This window comes from Polyangiaceae bacterium (assembly GCA_020633235.1).
In the GTDB taxonomy this organism is placed as follows: domain Bacteria; phylum Myxococcota_A; class Polyangia; order Polyangiales; family Polyangiaceae; genus JACKEA01.
The window spans coordinates 2303152-2324295 of record JACKEA010000001.1 but is presented as its reverse complement, the minus strand read 5'-3'; the positions used below and the strand labels follow the sequence as shown (position 1 = coordinate 2324295).

The following is a 21144-nucleotide window of genomic DNA, read 5'->3' as shown; positions in this document are numbered from 1 at the left end:
ATCACCGCCCCCGACTCTGGGAAGTGACGAGCAGCAACGGGCGCAGCCACAGCGGCCACGACGCCCCCAGCGCCCAGCCGGCGATCACGTCGGAAGCATAATGCACGCCCAGATACACGCGGGAGATGCCGATGGCGACGATCAACGCGCTGCCGACCACGATGGCAAGGGCGCGCAGCCGGGGTCTCCGCGCGATGACCACGAGCATGAGCGTGGTGACGATGGCCGCGGACGCCATCGAGTGACCGCTCGGAAAGGAGTAGCCCCCCGCGGCGGCCAAGCGCAGCGCGACATCTGGCCGCGGCCGCGCGAACAAGAGCTTGAGCAGGGCGTTCAGGAGCCCCGCCCCCACCGACGCCGTCACCACGAACAGCGCGACCTTCCGGTGTCGATCGAAAAACTCGAAGCCGGCCACGAGGGCCGCCACCACGCCGAGGCTCCAGCCGTTGCCGAGGAACGTGATGACTTGCATCACGTCCGTCAGGCCATCGCTCCGAAAGCCCATCGCCACCGCGCGAGCCCTCTCGTCCAGCGCGCCCACCCACGGCGTGTGCAGCTCCACCGCCAGGGTCGCGAACACCACCGCTCCGGCCGACAAGCTCAGCCAGCGCAGAGCAATGACGCCGAAGGGATACAGCCGCTCAGCTCGCCCCATCGAGCTCCGCGAGCCCCTCGGCGATCCCCTCCGCCAGCTCGTTCAAGTCCGGCACCAGATCCCAGTCTCCGGTCAGGCCGAAGTTCAGCTGCCCGTTGTAGGACAGCACCGCCACGCCCACGGGGTTATTGGCGAAAATGGGCACGTACGGAAACGCTTCCAACAGCTGCCCGCCGCGCAGGTACAGCGGGAACTGCGGCCCGGGAACGTTGGTCACCACCACGTTCACCATGCGCTGCAGCGCCACGCCGCGCCCCGCCAGGCTCAGCAGCGTGGGCGGCGCGAACTCTCCGAGCTTCACCCAGAAGTCCGCCCCCACCGCTTGGCCCTTCTCCTTCAGGTCGCGCATCGCTTCGCGCAGTTGGGCCAGCCGCACCACGGGATCCGCCTCTCCCACCGGCAGCTCCGCTGCCATCATGCTCACCTGGTTGCCCCAGGTGCCGCGCGCCGAAGGATCGCGCACGCTCACCGGCACCATCGCCTTCAGCGACAGGCCGTCCACGTCCTCGCTGCGCGACAGCAACAGACGCCGGAGCCCGCCGCTCACCAGCGCCAGCACCACGTCGTTCACGGTGCAGCCGTGGGCGTTCTTGATGCGCTTCACGTCGCTCAAGGCCATGCGCACCACCTCGAAGCGGCGATGCGGACCGATGGGCGCGTTGAGCAGCGTGCGCGGCGCCAGCTCCGCCGCGCTCTTGCCGAAGGCGGCCATGCTCTTCACCACCTCGGACGCGCGATCCAAGATCTTTTCCGGCTGATCGCGCACGCGCCGCACCAGATCCCGGATCTGTGACGGTCGCTGCCCCAGATCGCGGAGCGCGTCCCCCGCCAGCTCCGCGTCCGTCGGCTCGGGATCGGGGTTCCAGGGCGCCGGCTCCGTCTTGGGCGCATCCGCCGAAAGGTCCAAGAGCACGGTGCCCAGGTCCACGCCGCTCACGCCGTCGATCATGCAGTGGTGCGTCTTCTGGATCAGACCCAAGCGTCCGTTGGGCATCTCGAAGATCCACATCTCCCACAGTGGCTTTCTGCGATCGAGATGACGACTCTGCACCCGTCCCATCAGCGCCAGCGCTTCGCGTTCCCCCGCCGGCCTGGGCAGCCCCGTCCAGCGCACGTGGAAGCGCAGATCGAAATGCGGATCATCCACCCACACCGGCCGGTGCAAGCTGCCGGGCACCCAGCGCACCTTCTGTCGAAAGCGCGGCACCAGGTGCAGCCGGCTCTCGATGTGCTCGAACACGTCCTTCTCCGTCAGCCCCGGATCCTTGAAGAACGTCAGCGAGCCCACGTGCATCTGCGCCGTCGGGCTCTCGGCGTACAGGAAGCCGCAATCGAGAGCGGACAGGCGTTCGTGGTGGCTCATGGCCGCCAGAGTGCCACCGTCCCACGCGCAGAAAAGGCTTTCCGGAAATGCCGCGTTCCTGGCCGGTTTTTCCCGCTTCATGCCGGTCCGCCGCGAACCCCGGCGCGAACGGCCGTCGCGCCCCGCCAAAGCTCCGGCGCGCCGCGTCCGTCGCGCCCCGCCAAGGCTCCAGCGCGCGACGGCCGTCGCGCCCCGCCAAGGCTCCGGCACTCGGCGTCCGTCGCGCCCCGCTTCCGCGGCGAGCCAACAAACCAGCCCCACGGTCGCACTGGGACGAGACCGGGATGACGGCAGTCAACCAACGGCGCCTGGACTCGAGGGCAGCGTGCTTGACCGACAGGAGGCAAGACAGAACACTCGAAGGAACGGAATCTGTCGGCGAGGGTCGCCGCGGGGAGGATGGAACATGCCCAGCTCTTCATGCGCCGTGAAAGCCGTGAGCGCAGCGCTCGGCGTCGCGCTGGCCGTGATCTTCACTGGCGCAGCGGGCTGCTCGTCGAGCGAGAGCCCCAATCAAACGTGCGAAGCATGTCGGAAGGCCTACTCGACGTGCTCGTTCAGCAACCTGCAGGAGGCACTCGACTTCACGATCGATTCCCGGGACGAAACCGGATGCGCCGGCAGGATCCAAGGCGCGCCCGTCCGCATCACCTGCACCCCGCTGGAGCTCTGCCACAAGGACGGCAGCTGCCAACCCGTCACCTACGCCGACGGCGCGCTCGATCTGGGCGGCCTCGATAAGTGTTTCTGAAAGCCTAGAGAGCGGGGCTGACACGATCATGGCCTCACGCCAAATCGGCCTTGTTGGCGCGGTGGCACTTCTCGTAGTGGGCTACGTGTGGATTGCGGCTGCTCCGTCCAGCGATGTCATGGACACGAGTCGAGACCCGCAACCGACTGCGCCGAGACCTCGCCGTCCTGCAGCCATGCATCCGAACGCGCAAGCGGCGACGCAAGCTGACGCGGGCTTCGACGCTGCCGAGGACGCATTTTCTGCGTTCTACGTTCCGCCCAGGTTCCCGCAGTCCGGTCCGGACCGCGTTCGCTGCGGCGACTCGATGTGTCTCAAACGGCAGGAGCGCTGCTGCGCCGGCGATGAAGGGACGTTCTGCCTGACGCTTGGCAAGCCCTGCCCGTTGTACTCCAACGAGTACGAGTGTGACGAAAGCGACGACTGCCCACCCTCCGAAGTGTGTTGTGTCGTTGGACGAACAGCACAATGCACGCCGGGCCCGTGCGTTCCGGAGCGACGAAAACTCTGCAGCCGAGACGATGAATGCGCCTCCGGCACATGTCTTCTGGGTGCCCGGTGTCGAACCGCGATCGCTGGGAGCGTCAAGTTCCCGGAACTGCCCCCGAAGGCTGCATCTTCCGGCTCTGAACTGCGCGCGCCGCGTTGACGCGAGCAGCCCAGCTCAAAGCTCCGGCGCGCGGCGTCCGTCGCGCCCCGCTTCCGCGGCGAACCAACAAACCAGCCCCACGGTTGCACTGGGACGAGACCGGGATGACGGCAGTCAACGGCGCATGGACTCGAGGGCAGCGTGCTTGACCGACAAGAGGCAAGACAGAACACTCGAAGGAACGGAATCTGTCGGCGAGGGTCGCCGCGGGGAGGATGGAACATGCCCAGCTCTTCATGCGCCGTGAAAGCCGTGAGCGCAGCGCTCGGCGTCGCGCTGGCCGTGATCTTCACTGGCGCAGCGGGCTTGGCGGACCCGGAAACCCAGGCGGGTGCTCACGGCGACCTCTCTGGTGAACGCTTTGGTCGCCGGGCTGCGCTTCGCGTCCGCGCGCAGCGGAGCGCCCTGATCTGCGCTGCTTCCGCCAAGCAAGCCGTCCGCGCGATCCCGGAAGATTGCGCCCCGCAACGCCGCTTGAGGTGAGGTGCAAGGCAGTCCGTGCATACATCCACGCTGAGACGCTGCAGCCCAGTTTCCTGCGCTGCCGCGCTATTCTCGTCAGTTCACCTCATTCTGGCCGTGAGCGCCACTGCTCTCCAGCACACGTGCGGGCTTTGCGACCAGTCGATGCGCCGCGAGGCGTGCTCCCAGAAGCGTCGTCCGCTCGCGGAAACGTGCAACGAACTCCGCAAGAGACTGTGGATCGCCACCGATGCCTGAAGGATCACCTGCGCACGGATGGCAAAGACCGCCGGCAGCAGGGTCGCGGGTCAGTCTTCTCTCTACACGACAGGGTCGGTGCGAGGGGAGGATGGGAGCTGACCATCGACGAAGACCGCTGGTGTGGATGGACGAGCACCTTGTCGCCGGATCAGCGCCTCCTGTGATGAATCGGATGTTGGACAAGCGAGACGTTGCGGCAAGGGCGGAGCTTTCGTCCCAGGGAGACCTTTAGCTTCAGGCGCGACAGAGGTGTACAGCCGCGTTGGCACGCGGGGCTCCGCGTCCCAATGGTCTGATGGGAGGGAGGGCGGGGTCCTTTGGACAAGAGCACCTACACCTCTTGGCAGATTCGTGGTTCCACGGACGCGAACGATCTGGTTCGGTGGCTGAACGGAGTGGCCCTTGCATGCCAATGACCTCCACGGATCAAGGGTCGGGCGGCGAGCTCGTGCGGCGGACGTCGGACCTCAGCCGAGCAACGCCAGCACCGCGCCACGCACGTAGTCCCAGTCGCCCCACTCATCCTGGCAGCGATACAGACGCCCGCTCGGTCGAGCCGCACGAACCGAGCGTGCCACTCACCGTCGGAGCGCCTGCACACCAGGCACGCCAGGAAAGCCTCACCGCTTGCCCCGGAGCGCGCTTCCTCGCCTGAGCTTCGACCTCATCCACGAGTGCCGCCGATTCAGCTCCCGTGAGAAGCAGCTCAGTCCGGCGATGTCGCTCGCACTTTTCTCATCGAGGACGCCATCAACGGGCGCGAACGCGGTAGAGTTGCCGCTGGCAGCGACCCGGCCTGCAACTACACGAAGCACCAGGTTGCGTGGCAGCATTGGACGCTGGACATCGCGAATATCGATCAGCTCGCCGAGCCCGCGGTGCTCGACGAGTGCATTGACAAGTACACGGAGCGCTGGGGCCCGCCGCAGCTATCAACCAATGGCCATCGCGACTTCTGCTTCATGGGCTTCTACCGCTACAACCTGAGTACCAGGAACTCGATACGCGAGTGCTTCTCCCTTCAGTGTGACAAGGACGCTTTGGGGTGCATCGACGGCAAGTACATCAACGGAGAACCCTGGCTTGCAGGCGTGGCACAGCAGTAGCCCACCTGCCGTAGTCCTCGCCCTGGTCCGCGCGCCGCGACCACATGCTCGCGGCGTCCAAAAAAGGGACGGCGCCAAACACGATTCAACCGAAAGGCCAGTGGGCGGGACAGGTTTCGAACCTGCGACATCCGGCTTGTAAGGCCAGCGCTCTACCGCTGAGCTACCCGCCCGGTAGATGGTGGTTCATCGTCTACCCCCTGACGCCTGTCAAGGCGAGGCGCCGAGCCGTTTCCTCCGCAAAACCGGGGCTCGCCTAGTGCCCTCACTGAAAAGTTCCGAGCACACGACAACCCTTGGCATGTAGGTCAGGTACTTACAGACCTTCCTATTTACGTACATGGGCCGAGTACTGCATTCTACCTACGATGAGCCCCCGTCCATCCCGCATCGTTCCGATCGCGCTTCTGCTGCTGCTGTCCGCGTGCAGCAAGAGCGACACCACCGTCAGCCAGAGCGGTCCGCGTCCCGGACCCGAGGCCACACCCGCGCTCAGCGTTCCTATCGGCGGGGGGCCGGGAGAGCTCAAGGCAGACATTCCGGATGAGGGATCTCCCGAAGGCCCGACATCCTTCGTGGTGGATGCCGCCGGTCGTATCCACGTGCTCGACAACATCAACGCCGCCGTTCTGGTGTTCGAAGGCGGCAAGCAGGTCGCGAAGGTGGATCTGCCGGCGCGCGCCTTCGACGATCTCGAGGTGCTCGACGACGGCACCTATGCGCTCCTCGATCGGTTCACGGCACCGGGCATCACCTTCGTGCAGCCTGACGGCAAGATCACCTCCCTGGTTCCGCTCGATCCCGAGCTCGTCGGCGATCCCGCGATGATCACCGCGCTGGTCCGCTACGACAGCTCCCTGTGGGTCGAGATCGAAGAGGAACGCCTGGTGCGCATCGCCACCTTCGACGGAGGTCTGGCGCAAGGCGACGTACTGCTCGGCAAGCTGCCGCGGAACGGCTCCACCTTGGGCGTGAAGCTCAGCGGCAAGAGCCTCGACGTGACCCTGGATCCGGTCCCGGGAGAACCGGCGAAGACCTTCGCCCATCTGAGCTTCCCCGAGGACGTGTCCCAGTGCTCCTTGCTCGCCAACGGTCCGGACGATCGCGTGCTGGTCGCCGCGCGCCTGTTGACCGAACCCGACGATCCAGACCAAGAAGCCGTGGAGACGCACGTTCTGGTGTCCCTCACCCCGAACGGAAAGGAGCAGTGGCGTAGCGAGCTCCCGCCCTTCCCGGATGCGGCCCGCGTGTTCCGCGGCGTGCGTGTGGGCGCCGACGGAAACGTGTACGCCCTCACCAGCTCCGACACCGGCGTCACGATCGTGAAGGTGACGCCGTGACCCGCCGCTGGCTCCGAGCCGTCACCGGCGTCACGCTCGCGATGGCCGTCGTCGTCCTCGCCCAAGGCTGCATCGTATCGACGGAACCGCCGACCGAAGACGATCTCGGCGAGGTCGAGCAAGCGGCGTCCACCCCGCCCATGAGCCGCGCCCAGATCCTCGGCATCGCCGCATCGGTAGAAGGCTACTCCTACTGGTGGGGCCACGGCGCTTGGGATCCGAGCGGCCCCGCGTACCCTGGCAAATGCTCAGGGAGCTGCGGCAAGAGCTGCAGTCACTCCGCCACCGCCGGCGGCCCCGAGTACGGAGCGGATTGCTCCGGCTTCGTGGCCCAGGCGTGGCAGGTGCCCACCGAGAGCGACGTCTCTCAGGACCACCACCCGTACACCACGGCGGACTTCCGCTACAGCGAGATCCACTGGAAACGCATCAAGCGCAGCGAGCTCCAGCCCGGGGATGCGTTGGTCTACCGCTCCGGCACCCACGGGCACATCGTGATCTTCGAGCGCTGGACGGCCGGCGGCCAGGCCGTCGTGTACGAATGCGCCGGCTGCTCTTCGCTCTGTGGCCACCACCCGCGCACCATCGGCAAAGCGTACGTCGCCATCCGGCGGAACGGCTTGCAGGACTCCACCTGCAAAGAGCTCGTCGACCAGTTCGACTGGAAGAGCAAGGGCTGCGACAACAACGGCAGCACCGCTGAGTGCGGCGGCAAGGGCATGAAGACGTCGGACTGCAGCACCTGCTGCGGCAGCACCTGCGTGGACGACGCGGAGTGCGGTTCCGGTCGCATGTGCACGCCTTCCGGTCGCGGCAAGACGTACTGCTGCCAAGCCAAGGGCAAGACCGGGCAGAAGTGCGTGGACACCTCGCAATGTCCCAAGGGGCAGGTGTGCATGTGGAGCAACGGCAAGGGTTCGTCCTTCGTGTGCGCCGTCCCGCAATGCCTGGACTCACCGGGCGCGAGCGGAACCAACACCGGCACCGGTACGTCCACCGGCGGTGGCGCCTCACCCGGCTCCGCCGGCGGCAAGTGCAGCTACTCCCCCGCGGGCGGCCACAGCGGCCAGCTCAACTGGCTGTTCGCTCTGGCCGCGGCGCTGCTGTTCATCTCGCGCCGCCGCCCATCGCGCTGATCCACCGCGGCGCTCGCCTCCCGCTCGCGGCCCTGCGCCGCGACGCGGGAGGGATCCGCCCGCGCCCGAAAGCGCAGCAAAGCTGCAAAGTTCCGATAGTGCGACAGCGCCCTACTTGTGCGGCCCAGTAATCTAAGCACTTACAGAGTTTCCTATTTACGTACATATGGGCCCTCGTGCATCCTACCTACGATGAGCCCTCTTCTGCCCCGCATGCTCCCCGTCGCCATCGCGCTGCTGCTCTCGGCGTGTAGCAAGAGCGATTCCGACGCAGGTCAGAAAGCCCATACCGCCGGACCGACGGCAACACCCGAGCTCAGCGTTCCCTTCGGCGAAGGGTCCACGGCGCTCGGTCGCGACATTCCCGAAGAGGGATCCCCCGAAGGCCCGACGGCGTTCGTGGTGGATGCCTCAGGTCGCATCCATGTGCTCGACGGCGTGAGCGATGCGATCAAGGTGTTCGAAGGAAAGCAACAGGTCGCGTCCGTGGCGCTGCCTTCTCGCCCCTTCGACGATCTGGAGCTGCTCGACGACGGCAGCTACGCCCTGCTCGATCTGCACTCCGAACCGGGCATCACGTTCGTCACGGCTTCGGGAAAGATCACCGCACTGGTTCAGCTCGATCCCGCGCTCGTTCCCGAGCCCTCGCTCGTCACCGCCCTCACGCGTATCGATGGCGCTCTGTGGGTGGAGGTCGAAGACGAACGACTGGTGAAGGTCGCGACACTCGCGGGTACTTTGGCGGAGCCCGAGGTAGCCGACGGCAAGCTGCTCCGTGACGGCGCGACACTCGGCGTGAAGGTCAACGGTGACGCCACCCTCGACATCACCGAGAGTGCCGCCGCGGGCGAAACGGCGAAGACCTTCGCTCACCTCACCTTCCCCGAGCGCGTCGCGGAGTGCACGTTGCTCGCTTCGGGCCCGAACGGCCGGGTGTTGGTCGTCGCCCGGCTGGACGCCGAGCAGGCGGATCCGGAGCAAGACCTGGACGAGACGCAGGTGCTCGTGTCCTTGGATCCGAGCGGCAAGGAGCAGTGGCGCAGCGTGTTGCCACCGCTCCCCGGCCTCGTCCGCAGCTACCGACCCGTGCGCGTGGGCGCCGACGGCAACGTCTACGCCCTCACCACCTCCGACACCTCCGCCACGATCGTGAAGGTGACGCCGTGAGCCGCGCACTGCTCCGGGCCGTCGCGCTGTTCACGGCCGCCGCCGCGGCCCTGGTCCTGGCCCAAGGCTGCGTCGCCTCCACCGAAGCGCCCTCCGAGGACGACCTCGGCGAGGTGGATCAGACGGTGACGTCCACCCCGCCCATGACCCGCGGTCAGATCCTCGGCCTCGCCGCCAGCGTTCCCGGCTACTCCTACTGGTGGGGCCACGGCGCCTGGGACACGGCCAGCAAGAAGTTCCCTGGCAAGTGTTCCGGCAGCTGCGGCAAGTGCTCCCATTCCGCCACCAAGGGCGGCCCCGAGTACGGCGCCGATTGCTCCGGCTTCGTGGCGCAAGCGTGGCAGGTCCCGACCAAGGGCAACGTGTCCACGGATCGCCATCCCTACGGCACCGGAGACTTCCGCTGGAAGAAGATCCACTGGAAGCCCATCAAGCGCAGCGAGCTGAAGCCTGGCGACGCCCTGGTGTACAACTCCGGCGGCAAGGGCCACATCGTCCTGTTCGAGAGCTGGACCAAGGCCGGCAAGGCCATCGTGTACGAATGCGCTGGCTGCAAGACCGGTTGCGTCCATCGCGCCCGCAGCATCGGCAAGAAGTACATCGCCATCCGTCGCAACGGGCTCGAGAAGGAAGACGACGCGGGCACCGACGCCGGCACCGCAGAAGATTCCGGCAGCACTCCCACGCAGGACGGCAGCGTACCGCTGCCCAAGCCCAAGCCGCCGGTCTCGAACCTGCCTTGTACCGAGCTCTATCAATCCATGGGTTGGAAGAGCAAACAGTGCGAAAAGGACGGCAACAACGCGTGCGGCGGCAAGGGCATCAAGACGCCGGACTGCGACGTTTGCTGCGGCAGCACCTGCGTGATGGACAGCCAGTGCGGCTCCGGCCAGATGTGCGCGTACGACGGCTTCAAGAAGTGCTGCCAGGCCAAGGGCAAGAGCGGACAGAAGTGCTTCGACACCTCCCAGTGCCCCGCGGGCCAGGTGTGCATGCCCGAAAACGGCGAAGGCTCGCCCTTCGTGTGCGCCTCCCCCGCCTGCTTGGACGATTGATGTTGGTCCGCCGCGGCCACGTCCCGCACGGACGTGGCCGCGCGTCGCGGCAACGTCTCCGTCACTTCGCCGGCGCGCGCACGTCGCCGCGCGTCGGCGTCACTCTCGCGGCGCGAGCACGGCGGCGTCACTCTCGCGGCGCGAGCACGTCGGCGTCACTTCGCCGGCGCGAGCACGTCGGCGTCACTTCGCCGGCGCGAGCAAGTCGCTGCGCGGCGGCGTCCACGGCGGCACATGGGGCGGGCACGCAGCTTCCGGCTGCGGCACTTGCAGCTCGGCAAAGCCCATACCGCGCTGATTGTCGAAGCGCAGGTCCCCGACGATGAGCCGCCCCGGCTCGGAGATCCAGAACGGCACCCGCGCGAAACGGAAGAACGCCGCGGCGTGGCAGCTCGTTTCGTCGAGGGCCGCGAGCGCTTCGCGGCGCGCTCGGAATTCCCCGCGCCACGCGACGGCAGCGCTGTCCGCCGCCTCCACCCGCGAGAGCGGCGCGGTGATCGCGTCGGGTAGGCTCGGGCACGCGTTCGCCGCGTGCACGCCGGGCAGCGCCGCGACGACGGCGCGCCGCAGCACCATCACGTCCCTCGGCGTCGTGGTCACCGCGATCGCCGTCCAACACTCGGGGCTGCCCGGGAACGGCGAGAGCACCAGGTCCCGGACCGTTTCGTCGCCAAACCGCTGCGTCACGGCCGTCGCGAGCTGGCGGCGCGCCAGCGCGCCGCCAGCCACGAACGTCGCGAACACGACGGCACTGCCGCCAATGCCCACGACGACGCGTGCCGTCGCGCCTCGCCGCCACAGCACGGCAAAGGTCGCGACCAAGAGCGTCGCGATTACGAACCGCATGGGCCGCGCGACGAGCCCGGTGACCCAGGGCAGCACCAGCGTCGCGCCGGCGAGCAGCGCCAGGGGAATGCGGAGCCAGAGCGAACGCGCAGCGAACAGCACCGCCGGCACCGCGAAGCACCAAAATAGAGGCTCGATGATGAAGATGGAATCGCCGTAGACCCAGCCGTCGTACAGCGGCCAGAAGGGATGCACGCCATAGACGTTCGAGGCGTCCATGGCCATGTGCAACAGCGGGCCGAACAGCGTGAGCGCGCCGAGCCAGCGAAGATCCATCGACGAGAGTCCGCCCTTGCGACGAACGAAGAGGCGCATCACCCAGAACGTCAGCGCCGCCAGGAGCAGGCCGACCACCACCGTGTGCGTGTGGCCGCGGTGGTGCAGCAGGTAGCCGAGCTTGCCCGGCGTGATGGCCACGTAGGCGAAATCGGCATCCGGAAGGTTGTTGCCGATCACGCTCGCGGCCCAGGCCAGCCGGCGAAAGCGCGCCGACGGCAGCGCGCGCCGGGCGCGCAGCTGGCAGACCGCCTCGGCCACCAGGATCCCGGCCAGGGTGTGGGTGAGGTTGTCCACGCTCTTGGTTTCGAGCACGGCGCGGCGGCGAAGGAAAGGCCGTGAATTGATTGGCTCGACAGGGCGCCGTAGCCTCGGCCCATGTCGCGCATTGGGATCCCCTTCTTGCTGGCCCTCGCCCTCTCGAGCTGCCACGGCGAGCCGCCCGCGGTCACGCCGACGCCGAAGCCAACGCCGCAAGCCGCCGACAAGCCTCCGGTCTTGCCGCTCATCCCACGCACGGTGCTGTTCGGCAATCCCGACAAGACCGAGCCGCGGCTGTCGCCGGACGGCAAGTGGCTGAGCTACCTAGCGCCGGAAAAGGGCGTGCTGAACTTGTGGGTGGCTCCACTTGCGGATCCTTCCAAGGCGCGGGCGCTGACGCACGATACCGGGCGTGGCGTGCGGGGCGCGGAATGGGCCTACGACAGCCAGCACGTGCTCTACGTGCAAGACGACGGCGGCGACGAAAACTGGCGGCTGTTCAGCGTGGGCGTGGAAGGGGGAAAGAGCCTGGATCTGACGCCGGTGAAGGGAGTGCAAGCGCGGCTCGTGCATCGCAGCCCGAAGAAGCCGACCACGGTGCTGGTAGGCTTGAACGAGCGCGACAAGAAGTGGCACGACGTCTTCGCCGTGGACGTGACCACGGGCAACCGCACGTTGCTGGAGAAAAACGAAGGATTCGCGAGCTACCTGGCCAACGACGACCTCGAGCTCGTCCTCGCGGTGAAGAACACCGACGACGGCGGCAGTGAGATCTTCCGCAAGGTTCCCAAGAAGGGCTGGGTGTCCATCTTGGCCGTGCCCCCGGACGACGCGCTCACGACGGAGCCGCAGGTGCTGTCCCGGGACGGCAAGAACCTGTTCCTCCTCGACAGCCGCGGACGCGATCGCGCTGTCTTGGCTCGCTTGGAGCTCGACACGGGCAAGGAGGAAGTGCTCGCGGAAGATCAGAAGGCGGACGTCGTCGAAGTGCTCACGAACCCAGCGACCCACGAGCCGGAGGCCGCCGCGGCGGTCTACGCGCAGAAGAGCTGGCTGGTGCTGGATCCGAAGCTCACGGACGACTTCACGCGCTTGGCAAAGGCGTTCCCCGGCGAGCTCGACGTGGTGAGCCAGAGCGACGACAACCGCCACTGGCTCGTGAGCTACTCCCTCGACACGGGCCCCAAGAGGACGGCCCACTACGATCGAACGACTCACGCCGTCACGCCGCTGTTCGTGGATCGCCCCGAGCTCGCAAAGTACGAGCTCGCGCCCATGGTGCCGGTCACGATCCGAGCTCGCGACGGCCTCGAGCTCGTGAGCTACGTGACCTTTCCGCGAGGCGCCGGCGCGGGCCCGGACGCAAAGCCCGCGCAGCCCTACCCCATGGTGCTGTTCGTGCACGGCGGCCCGTGGTCCCGCGACCACTGGGGCCTGAACCCGTGGCACCAGTGGCTCGCCAACCGCGGCTACGTCGTGCTCAGCGTGAACTATCGAGGCTCCACGGGCTTCGGCAAGGCGTTCGTGAACGCCGGCGACAAGCAGTGGGCTGCGAAGATGCACGACGACCTGCTCGACGCCGTGAGCTGGGCAGTGGAGCGGCGCATCACGCGCCCGGGACAGGTCGCGATCATGGGCGGGAGCTACGGCGGCTACGCCACGCTCGTGGGGCTCAGCTTCACGCCGTCCACCTTCGCCTGTGGCGTGGACATCGTCGGGCCCAGCAATCTCGTCACCCTTTTGGAATCCATCCCGCCCTACTGGGCGAGCTATCGCGCGACGTTCTCACGACGGATCGGTGACCCGCGCACGGAGGAAGGGCGAAGGCTCCTCCGCGAGCGCTCGCCCCTGAGCCGCGCCGACGCCATCGTGCGACCCTTGCTCATCGGCCAGGGTAGGAACGATCCGCGAGTAAAACCCGCGGAATCCGAGCAAATCGTCGGCGCCATGAAGGGCCGCGGCGTGCCCGTCACCTACGTCGTCTATCCCGACGAGGGGCACGGCTTCGCCCGCCCGGAGAATCGCGACAGCTTCAACGCCATCGCCGAGGCGTTCTTGAAGCAGTGTCTCGGCGGCCGGCGCGAGCCGTTTGGCAAGGCGTTCGAAGGGGCCAGTCTCGAAGTCGTGGAGGGCGCCGACGACATCGAAGGACTCGCCCCGGCCCTTCAGCGATAGCTCGGTTTTCCTTGAGCAATCCGGCCGCGAAGCTCATCATTTGGGCCATGCGCCGCTTTCTCGCCTCTCGCATCGCCGGTCTTTGTGCGGCGGGCGCCGTCCTGTCGCTCTCGTCCCTCGCTTCCGCGCTGTCGCAGCCCGACAACACGGTGATTCCGGTGATCAACGGCGGGGTCACCACCTGCAGCGACAAGAACGTACAGGTGTGCCTGGACCAGGAAGAGGGCGGCAACACCATCAACGCCCTCTCGTCCGCCGCCGTCACACCGGAAACGTTCAATCCCACCTGCGGCCTCACCTTCAAGGTCATCGCCCGCGGCGCCGGCTACCTGAACACCTTCGGCTGGTACAACGTCACCAGCGGCAAGCCGCCGGACTCGGATCTGCATTCCTTCCTCGAGTGCAACGACGCGCCGGGCACCACCAAGGTCCTGAACATCAAGAACGACCCCGCCTACCAGGGCGGCGAGATCGGCTTTTTCATGGCCACGCCGGAAGGCGCCAGCGGCAACTGCCCGCAGTTCAACCCCGGTGGAGGGCCCGCCGCGGGGGTCGGCCACATCTACTACTCCGAGCGCAAGTACAACCCCGACGCCATCGGCTCCAACAGCTACATCCACCTGATCATCTGGAACAGCGTCACCCACAAGGACGCCTTCTACTTCGGCTGGGAGGACTTGCTGAGCGGCGGCGACAACGACTTCGACGATCTACTCACCCGCGTGGACGGCATCACCTGTTCCGGAGGCGGAGCCGCGTGTGACACCGGCCAGCAAGGCATTTGCGCCGAAGGCACCTTGCAGTGCAAGGACGGCGCCCTCACTTGCATCCAGAATCAACAGCCCGGCACCGAGACCTGCAACGCCCTCGACGACGACTGCAACGGCCAGGTGGACGAAGGCGATCTGTGTCCCACGGGCAAGGTCTGCGACAAGGGCACCTGCGTGCCGAAGTGCGGCACCGGCGAGTTCGAATGTCCCGCGTCGCTGGTGTGCAACTCCGCCGGCCTGTGCGTCGACCCGGCCTGCGAGACAGTGAACTGCAACGCCGGCGAGATCTGCGTCGGAGGCAAGTGCCAAGCTCCTTGCGACGGCGTTACATGCCCCTATGGGCAGGTATGTCGGCAAGGCGCGTGCAAGGATCCGTGCGACGGCCTGACCTGCGATGCCGACTACGTGTGCGAGCTCGGCGTGTGCACGCTGAAGTGCTCGTGCAAGGGCTGCGACAGCGGCAAGGTGTGCGACACGACGTCGGAGAAGTGCGTGGATACGGGCTGCTCGCCGGATCCCTGCAGCGCGGGTCAGCACTGCGCCGCGGGGCAGTGCGTGGACGACTGCGAGGGCGCCCAGTGCCCGGCCGGAGAGAGCTGCAAGGCCGGGCAATGCACCGACGATCCCGACGGCGGCGCCGGCACCGGCGGCGGCACTGGCTTCGATGGCGGCATCATCACCGGCGGCACGTCCAGCGGCGGCACCGGCGCCGGCGGCGCCGCCAGCGGAGGCTTCCCGAGCAAGGGCGGAACGGACGCCGGCAGCGATAGCGGTTGCGGCTGCCGCGTCGCGGGTGATCGCAGTGGGAACATGCTGTGGCTGTTCGCGGCCGGCGCCGGATCCGCCCTCGCCTGGATGTTGCGACGCCGCCGACGTTGAGGCGAAGCGACCCCCCGGGGCGGATTGCCTCGGACCATTCCTGACGGTGAACGCGGGGGAGACCGCTGGATCGCGGCGGCATGCGCCTTGCTGTTCCTCCTTGCGACCGAAGGAGGACCCATGAGCCCGATCGCATCGATCGTCACCCAAGCCATCTCCGTCGTGCGCGAGCTGGCACAGAAGGACGTTTTGACCAAAGCAGGACTCGCCAAGACCGGCGGCACGCTCGGAACCCTTGCCACTCCAATCGGATTCGGCGCAGGTCTCGTGTGCGGCGTGGCTGCGGGCATGCTGCTGGCACCCAAGAGCGGCGCGGAGCTCCGCGCCGAGCTGGTACAGAAGGCTCGCAGCGGCATGAACCGCGTGAAGGACGCCCTGCCGACCGGCGCAAAGCCGAACGTGGAGAAGAGCCACGAGACGTCGGCGGTCCTGTCCTGATGCACCGCTCTGCGCCGGTGGCGGCGCTCGCGGCGTGCTTGCTCGCGCCCGCCGTCGCTCACGCCTACACCATCGCGAGCAGCATCACGGACGGCTGCCATGAGAGCATCACGCAAAACGCCCTTCGCGCGGTTCGCGCCGAGGGGCTCGCTGCAGCCATCGCGCCCGTCACAGGTGACGACGCCGCCCTGATCGACGACGCCCCCTACGACGTGGACGGCGACATGGCAGATCTCGGCGCCGTGTCCCTCGTGCTCGGTGATCGCAACGTCGACTTGCACGGCAACGCACCCGACGACCTGGACCAGCTGGCACCAGTGCATGGGGATCCCAAGAATCAGCCTCAACACTGCTTGAGACGACCGGGGGACGACGAGCCGAACGGCTCCGCCGACGCCGTACAGGCCTGTCAGGACCTGATCCTCGCACGCGTGAAGGCGGCTCTCGCCGGCTTGGACGAGAGCGGCAAGGTCGACCCCTCGCGGCGAACCACCATGAAGATCTCGCTCGATCTCCGCGGCGCCGTGGATGTGTCTCTACCGACCTTCTACCTGGAGATGGGCCGAGCCCTACACGCCGTGCAAGACGGCTTCAGCCACACCTGGCGCAGCGAAGACCAACAGCACATCACGGTGGTGCTCAACTACTCCGAGGTCGTCAACCAGAGCTACGACGAGGCCAAGGACGGGCCTCCCCACTCGGCGGCCCTGGACGAATGCAGCGGTCTCGACGCCTTTCGCAAGAAGCGCCTGAGTCTGGCAACGGACGCGTCTGCCGCGCTGCTGCGGGCCGTGCTGGACCCTACCTTGACCACTGATGCCGAACGCTTGGCCGCGGCCCAAGGCGTGGTCGATCAGTACCTGAGCTACCAGTCCGGCTGCACTTACGACAACGACTGGTGCGACGCGCGGGAGAACGAGTATCGCGACAACCCGGGCTGCGGCTGCACTGCTCCGGGCGCGGGAAGCACCCGGCGAAGCGCGGGTCTGGTTCCGCTGTTGCTCCTGGCAGGGCTCGCCCTCTTGCGGAGGAAGCGCGCACGTCGAACACTTTCGGCTGTGGGCGCGTTCGCCCTGCTGAGCTTGGCGGCTCTGCCCGCGCGCGCCGCGGAGCCATCGGATCCGCCTCCCGAGCCCAACGCCGTGTGCCCGGAAGCAGGGATCAAGCCCGTGGACGTCACGCCGGATTCCAAGCAGGGTCCCGAGCCTTTCCCCTTTGGCGTGTACGCTGCAGGCGGCATCTCCGTCACGCGAGCCGCCTTCGCGGTTTCCCTGGGCGGGCGCTACCGGCTGAGCCCCGAATGGATCGTTGGCTTGGACGGAGAGCTCAATCCCTGGATCTCACGTCAGAAGAAGGAAATCCGCTCGGGCGTCACCAATGCGTACGCGACCCTGGTGCACCGCATCCCCCTCTCCTACGAACGCATCAATCTTCGGAGCACGCTCCATCTGGGCATCTCCCGTATCAACTTCGCCCTCTACGGCGTGCCGAAGGGCACCATCGGTCCCTACGTCGGCTTCAATCTCCTCGGGTTGGACTGGGAGATCAGCCGTTCGCTCTACTTGGTGATCGACCCCGCAGACGTGGCCTTACCGATCCCTCAGACTAGCGGAGTGCCCTTCGTGTATCCGCAGTATCGCTTTACCGTGGGTATTCAGCTGGGAGCCTGACTCACGCCATGCCGGGCTGCTCGCCCGGGGGGGAGCCCGGCGGAGCCGGGGTGGGCGGGGTGCTCGGCGGTTCGCGATCGTCGTCCGCATCGTCCCCTTGCACGAGCTGACCGCCCACGTACTCGAGCATCAGGCGCCGCGGGCCGAACATCTTCTCCGGTTCTGAAACCGCTAGCGCTTCGCGCAACACGTCGTCCATGTGGTCCACCAGCACGATGCGCATGGCGCGGAGAACGCGTCGCGGGATCTCGCGCAGGTCCTTGCGGTTGTCCTTCGGGATCAGCACTGTTTTGATGCCGTTCCGGTGCGCGGCGAGGAGCTTTTCCTTCAGTCCGCCGATGGGCATCACACGACCCCGCAGGGTGATCTCCCCCGTCATGGCCACCTCGTTGCGCACAGCGATGCGCGTGAGCGCGCTGGCGATGCTGGTCGCCATGGTCACGCCGGCGCTCGGACCGTCCTTACGGACGAAGTCGGGGAAGTGAACGTGAACGTCTATCTTCTGATAGAAATCCGTCTCGAGATCGAGCGCGTTCGAGCGTGAGCGGATGTAGCTCATCGCCGCCTGCGCGCTCTCTTCCATGCCCTTCTCGAGCAGGCCGGTGATCACCAGCTTCCCTTTGCCGGGGACGACGCTCACCTCGCAGTCGAGGATGTCGCCGCCGTACTCCGACACGGACAGGCCGTGGGTGAGGCCGATGGCGTCGTCCTCTTCCTTCTTGCCGAGGCGGTACTTCGGCACGCCGAGGTACTTCGGCACCTCGCTGCCGCGGATGCCGACCTTGGCCTCCTTGCCTTCCTTCACCACCTGCAGCGCGACCTTGCGGCACACACTGGCGACCTCTCGCTCCAGATTTCGGACGCCGGCTTCCTTCGTGTAGTGGTGAATGATGGTGCGGATCGCGTTCTCGCTGATGTCCAGATCCACCTCACCGAGCCCACACTCCTGCTTCTGCCGCGGGATCAGGTAGCGCATGGCGATGTTGAGCTTCTCGAACTCCGTGTAGGAGGAGAGCTGGATGATCTCCATGCGATCCTGGAGCGGCAACGGGATGCCCCCCAGGGTGTTGGCCGTAGTCAGGAACATCACCTGGGACAGGTCGTAGTCCAGGTCCAGGTAGTGGTCGTTGAAGTTGTGGTTCTGCTCCGGATCCAGCACCTCGAGCAGCGCCGCCGCGGGATCCCCACGAAAATCCGTGCTCATCTTGTCGATCTCGTCGAGCAAGAACACGGGATTGGCGGTGCCCACCTTCTTGAGGTTCTGCACGATCTTGCCGGGAAGAGCGCCGATGTACGTGCGCCGATGGCCGCGGATCTCCGCTTCGTCCCGAACGCCACCCAGGGACAGGCGCACGAACTTCCTACCCGTCGCCCGCGCGATGCTCTTGGCAATGCTGGTCTTGCCCACGCCGGGCGGACCCACGAAGCACAGGATGGGTCCCTTGAGCTGCTTCGTGAGGGCCTGCACGGCCAGATACTCCACGATGCGCTCCTTGCACTTCTTGAGGCCGTAGTGATCCTCTTCCAGGATCTTCTCCGCCTCCACGATGTCGAAACGCTCCTCGGTCTTTTCGTACCAAGGCAAGCTCAGGATCCAGTCGATGTAGTTGCGCACGACGGTCGCTTCCGCGCTCGTCGGGTGCATCATCTTCAGCTTCTTGAGCTCCTTCTTGACCTTCTGATGAGCTTCCTCGCTCATCTTCTTGTTCTTGAGCTTGTCCTCGATCTCCTGGATCTCGCTCTTGAACTCGTCGCGCTCGCCGCCACCCAGCTCCTTCTGGATGGCCTGCATCTGCTCGTTCAGGTAGTACTCCTTCTGCGTCTTCTCCATCTGCTTCTTGACGCGGGAGCGGATCTTCTTTTCTACCTGAAGGATCTCGATCTCCGCCTGCATGAGCTCGTACAGGCGTTCGAGACGAACCTTGGCGTCCACCGTCTCGAGCAAGCTCTGCCGATCCGCGAGCTTGATGGTGGGTAGGTTGGCGGCGATGGTGTCCGCGAGCTTCGACGGCTCGTCGATGCTCTGGACCTGCATCAGCACTTCCGGCTGAACCTTCTTGTTCAGCTTGACGTAGACCTCGAAGGTGCTCTGCACGCTCCGGATCAACGCTTCCAGCTCCACGTCGGAAGAGACCAGCTCGTCGAGCACTTCCGTCTCGACCAGGAAGTACTCCGAGCTGTCCACCCAACGGGTGACCTTGGCCCGCTGGCGGCCCTCCACCAGCACCTTCACGGTGCCATCCGCCAGCCGGAGCAGCTGCACGATGGTGCCGATGGTGCCCGTCTGAAAGATGTCCTCGGGCGTGGGATCGTTCGTCTTGGCGCTCTTCTGCGCGGCGAGGAAGATCTCCTTGTCCCGAGCCATCGCTTCGTCCAAGGCGGCGATGCTCTTCTCCCGGCCCACGAAGAGCTGAGAGACCATGTGCGGGAACACGATGATGTCCCGTAGCGGCAGGGCGGGCAGCGGCCGGCGTTCGACCGCCGCGGGCTTGTCGTTGTCGTTCTTGAAGAACATCGTCATTTAGGGACGCCCCCAGGCGTCGAAACGTTCAGCCGACGCCCGCCTGTTCGTCTTTCTGGTAGACGATGAGCGGGGCGTCGCCTTTGGTGATCACGTCCTCGTTGACCACCACTTCCTTGATGCCGGACTTGCTGGGAATGTCGTACATGCTGTCCAGCATGGCTTCCTCGAGGATGGCGCGCAGACCGCGCGCGCCGCTCTCGCGTTCGAGAGCCTTCTTGGCGACCGCTTGAAGCGCACCCTTGGTGAACTTCAGCTTCACGCCATCCATCTCGAAGAGCTTCTGGAACTGCTTCACCAAGCTGTTCTTGGGCTTGGTGAGGATGTCGATCAGCGCTTCGTCGGTGAGCTCGTGCAAGGTGGCGATCACGGGCAAGCGACCGATGAACTCCGGGATGAGACCGAACTTGAGCAAGTCCTCCGGCTGCACTTGATACAACAGCTCGCCGAGCCGGAAGTCGTGCTTGCCCTTGATGTCGGCGCCGAAGCCCAAGCGCGTTTGCCCCAACCGGCGTTGGATGATCTGGTCGAGCCCCACGAAGGCGCCGCCACAGATGAACAGGATGTTGGTGGTGTCCACCTGCAGGAAATCCTGCTGCGGATGCTTTCGGCCGCCCTTGGGAGGGACGTTGGCCACCGTTCCCTCGATGATCTTGAGCAGCGCTTGCTGCACGCCTTCCCCGGAGACGTCCCGGGTGATCGAGGGGTTATCGCTCTTGCGGCTGATCTTGTCGATTTCGTCGATGTAGACGATGCCGCGCTGCGCCCGCTCGACGTCGTGGTCGGCGTTCTGGAGCAGCTGGACGATGATGTTCTCCACGTCCTCGCCGACGTAGCCGGCTTCCGTGAGCGTGGTGGCGTCCGCGATGGCGAAGGGCACCTTGAGGATCTTCGCCAGCGTCTGCGCCAAGAGCGTCTTGCCGCTGCCCGTGGGTCCGAGCAGCAAGATGTTGCTCTTGCTGAGCTCCACGTCGTCCGTGGACACCTTGCTGTCGATCCGCTTGTAGTGGTTGTGCACCGCCACGGAGAGCGTCTTCTTCGCGCGCTCCTGGCCGACCACGTACTCGTCGAGGATCGCCTTGATCTCCGACGGCTTCGGAATCGGATCAGAACCGCCCGTGGGCTCGTCCTTCTCGACTTCCTCCGCAATGATGTCGTTACACAGGGCGATGCACTCGTCGCAGATGTAGACCGTAGGTCCCGCGATGAGCTTCTTCACTTCCTTCTGCGACTTGCCACAGAAGGAGCAGCAAAGATTGCCATTCGAATCGTCTCGCCGTCGCTCCACTTGTTACCCACGTCGCCGTGCCGGGCCTTCGATGCCCGACGTCCACAGGTCGCTCTCGCCTACTCTTACGGAAAA

General features: G+C 66.3%; 15 protein-coding genes and 1 tRNA gene. 10 read left to right on the top strand and 6 right to left on the bottom strand.

Going from position 1 to position 21144, the window contains the following annotated elements; genetic code table 11:
• Position 1 precedes the first annotated feature (1 nt).
• Positions 2-655: a phosphatase PAP2 family protein gene (locus tag H6717_10285; GenBank protein ID MCB9577399.1), complete on the bottom strand. Its 654-nt coding sequence runs from the start codon at positions 653-655 to the stop codon at positions 2-4.
• Positions 642-2018, bottom strand: coding sequence for a wax ester/triacylglycerol synthase family O-acyltransferase (locus H6717_10280; protein MCB9577398.1), 1377 nt, complete (start codon positions 2016-2018; stop codon positions 642-644). The genes H6717_10285 and H6717_10280 overlap by 14 nt, the downstream gene beginning before the upstream one ends.
• A 406-nt stretch (positions 2019-2424) precedes the next feature.
• Here H6717_10280 and H6717_10275 point away from each other — a divergent pair, with 406 nt between their 5' ends.
• A complete protein-coding gene (locus H6717_10275; GenBank protein ID MCB9577397.1) occupies positions 2425-2769 on the top strand; it encodes a hypothetical protein in 345 nt (114 codons plus the stop codon).
• A gap of 871 nt (positions 2770-3640) precedes the next feature.
• Positions 3641-3901, top strand: coding sequence for a hypothetical protein (locus tag H6717_10270; protein ID MCB9577396.1), 261 nt, complete (start codon positions 3641-3643; stop codon positions 3899-3901).
• A 1447-nt stretch (positions 3902-5348) separates the two neighbouring features.
• Here H6717_10270 and H6717_10265 read toward each other — a convergent pair.
• Positions 5349-5420: transfer RNA gene (locus H6717_10265), tRNA-Val, on the bottom strand.
• Positions 5421-5615: 195 nt separating this feature from the next.
• Here H6717_10265 and H6717_10260 point away from each other — a divergent pair.
• From H6717_10260 to H6717_10245, 4 genes are all read left to right on the top strand, one after another.
• Positions 5616-6587, top strand: a complete 972-nt coding sequence (locus H6717_10260) for a hypothetical protein (protein ID MCB9577395.1) — start codon at positions 5616-5618, stop codon at positions 6585-6587.
• Positions 6584-7723, top strand: a complete 1140-nt coding sequence (locus tag H6717_10255) for a C40 family peptidase (protein MCB9577394.1) — start codon at positions 6584-6586, stop codon at positions 7721-7723. Before H6717_10260 ends, H6717_10255 begins: the two co-directional genes overlap by 4 nt.
• A 192-nt stretch (positions 7724-7915) precedes the next feature.
• Positions 7916-8890: a hypothetical protein gene (locus H6717_10250; protein ID MCB9577393.1), complete on the top strand. Its 975-nt coding sequence runs from the start codon at positions 7916-7918 to the stop codon at positions 8888-8890.
• A complete protein-coding gene (locus H6717_10245; protein ID MCB9577392.1) occupies positions 8887-9945 on the top strand; it encodes a hypothetical protein in 1059 nt (352 codons plus the stop codon). The genes H6717_10250 and H6717_10245 overlap by 4 nt, the downstream gene beginning before the upstream one ends.
• 183 nt (positions 9946-10128) lie before the next feature.
• Here H6717_10245 and H6717_10240 read toward each other — a convergent pair whose 3' ends face one another.
• Positions 10129-11382, bottom strand: coding sequence for a metal-dependent hydrolase (locus H6717_10240; GenBank protein MCB9577391.1), 1254 nt, complete (start codon positions 11380-11382; stop codon positions 10129-10131).
• A 63-nt stretch (positions 11383-11445) separates the two neighbouring features.
• Here H6717_10240 and H6717_10235 point away from each other — a divergent pair, with 63 nt between their 5' ends.
• The 4 genes from H6717_10235 (at position 11446) to H6717_10220 (ending at position 17260) form a co-directional block, all read left to right on the top strand.
• Positions 11446-13503, top strand: coding sequence for a S9 family peptidase (locus H6717_10235; protein MCB9577390.1), 2058 nt, complete (start codon positions 11446-11448; stop codon positions 13501-13503).
• A gap of 11 nt (positions 13504-13514) precedes the next feature.
• Positions 13515-15152: a DUF4114 domain-containing protein gene (locus tag H6717_10230; GenBank protein ID MCB9577389.1), complete on the top strand. Its 1638-nt coding sequence runs from the start codon at positions 13515-13517 to the stop codon at positions 15150-15152.
• A gap of 120 nt (positions 15153-15272) precedes the next feature.
• Positions 15273-15590 carry a YtxH domain-containing protein gene (locus H6717_10225; protein ID MCB9577388.1) on the top strand — a complete coding sequence of 106 codons (318 nt, stop codon included), beginning with the start codon at positions 15273-15275 and terminating at the stop codon, positions 15588-15590.
• Positions 15590-17260, top strand: a complete 1671-nt coding sequence (locus H6717_10220; GenBank protein ID MCB9577387.1) for a hypothetical protein — start codon at positions 15590-15592, stop codon at positions 17258-17260. The genes H6717_10225 and H6717_10220 overlap by 1 nt, the downstream gene beginning before the upstream one ends.
• 1 nt (position 17261) lies before the next feature.
• Here H6717_10220 and lon read toward each other — a convergent pair whose 3' ends face one another.
• Positions 17262-19775 (bottom strand): endopeptidase La, encoded by a 2514-nt coding sequence (gene lon / locus H6717_10215; protein MCB9577386.1) that lies wholly within the window; start codon positions 19773-19775, stop codon positions 17262-17264.
• 34 nt (positions 19776-19809) lie between these two features.
• Positions 19810-21069: an ATP-dependent Clp protease ATP-binding subunit ClpX gene (gene clpX, locus H6717_10210; GenBank protein MCB9577385.1), complete on the bottom strand. Its 1260-nt coding sequence runs from the start codon at positions 21067-21069 to the stop codon at positions 19810-19812.
• Positions 21070-21144: the final 75 nt, after the last annotated feature.

Bases quoted from the DNA above. Each gene is read 5' to 3' on its own strand.
- H6717_10285 (MCB9577399.1), bottom strand. From the start codon at position 655: ATGGGGCGAGCTGAGCGGCTGTATCCCTTCGGCGTCATTGCTCTGCGC.
- H6717_10280 (MCB9577398.1), bottom strand. From the start codon at position 2,018: ATGAGCCACCACGAACGCCTGTCCGCTCTCGATTGCGGCTTCCTGTAC.
- H6717_10275 (MCB9577397.1), top strand. From the start codon at position 2,425: ATGCCCAGCTCTTCATGCGCCGTGAAAGCCGTGAGCGCAGCGCTCGGC.
- H6717_10270 (MCB9577396.1), top strand. From the start codon at position 3,641: ATGCCCAGCTCTTCATGCGCCGTGAAAGCCGTGAGCGCAGCGCTCGGC.
- H6717_10260 (MCB9577395.1), top strand. From the start codon at position 5,616: ATGAGCCCCCGTCCATCCCGCATCGTTCCGATCGCGCTTCTGCTGCTG.
- H6717_10250 (MCB9577393.1), top strand. From the start codon at position 7,916: ATGAGCCCTCTTCTGCCCCGCATGCTCCCCGTCGCCATCGCGCTGCTG.
- H6717_10235 (MCB9577390.1), top strand. From the start codon at position 11,446: ATGTCGCGCATTGGGATCCCCTTCTTGCTGGCCCTCGCCCTCTCGAGC.
- H6717_10225 (MCB9577388.1), top strand. From the start codon at position 15,273: ATGAGCCCGATCGCATCGATCGTCACCCAAGCCATCTCCGTCGTGCGC.
- H6717_10220 (MCB9577387.1), top strand. From the start codon at position 15,590: ATGCACCGCTCTGCGCCGGTGGCGGCGCTCGCGGCGTGCTTGCTCGCG.
- lon (MCB9577386.1), bottom strand. From the start codon at position 19,775: ATGTTCTTCAAGAACGACAACGACAAGCCCGCGGCGGTCGAACGCCGG.